1 protein-coding gene is annotated in these 730 nt (G+C 62.7%); it reads left to right on the top strand.

Annotation, left to right across the window (positions count from 1 at the left end; all coding sequences use genetic code 11):
• On the top strand, window positions 1-730 hold a 730-nt coding region (locus P0D68_RS35480; RefSeq protein ID WP_408468834.1), incomplete at both ends, for a pyridoxal-phosphate dependent enzyme.

The following is a 730-nucleotide window of genomic DNA, read 5'->3' as shown; positions in this document are numbered from 1 at the left end:
GACCGTCGCCATGGAGATTCTCAGTCAGCATCAAGGCCCGATTCACGCGATCTTCGTGCCGATCGGCGGCGGTGGGCTCGCGGCGGGGGTGGCTGCGTACGTGAAATCGGTGCGCCCGGAGATCAAGGTGATCGGCGTGCAAACCGATGATTCGTGCGCGATGGCCGCGTCGCTGAAAGCTGGCGAGCGGGTCACGCTGAACGAAGTGGGTCTGTTCTCGGACGGCACGGCGGTGAAACTGGTCGGCGAAGAAACCTTCCGCCTGTGCAGCGAATATCTCGACGACGTGCTGCTCGTGAACACAGATGCGCTATGTGCCGCGATCAAGGATGTCTTCCAGGATACCCGCAGCGTGCTGGAGCCCGCGGGTTCTTTGGCCGTAGCCGGTGCCAAGCAGTATGCGGAGCGCGAAGGCATCGAGAACCAGACGCTGATTGCGATCACGTCCGGTGCGAACATGAACTTCGACCGCATGCGCTTCGTGGCCGAACGCGCCGAAGTGGGTGAAGCGCGCGAAGCGGTGTTTGCCGTGACGATCCCCGAAGAGCGCGGCAGTTTCCGGCGTTTCTGCGAACTGGTGGGCACGCGCAGCGTCACCGAGTTCAACTATCGCATTGCGGACGCGAACTCCGCCCATATCTTCGTGGGCGTGCAGATCCGTAATCGCAGCGAATCGGCTCAGATCGCGGGTGCGTTCGAAGCGCACGGCTTCGCCACAGTGGACCTCACG

Origin of the sequence: Paraburkholderia sp. RL17-380-BIE-A, from assembly GCF_046028085.1 — a bacterium.
Lineage (GTDB): Bacteria > Pseudomonadota > Gammaproteobacteria > Burkholderiales > Burkholderiaceae > Paraburkholderia.
The sequence above is the reverse complement of the archived record's forward strand: the minus strand, read 5'-3'. Positions and strand labels throughout refer to the sequence as shown.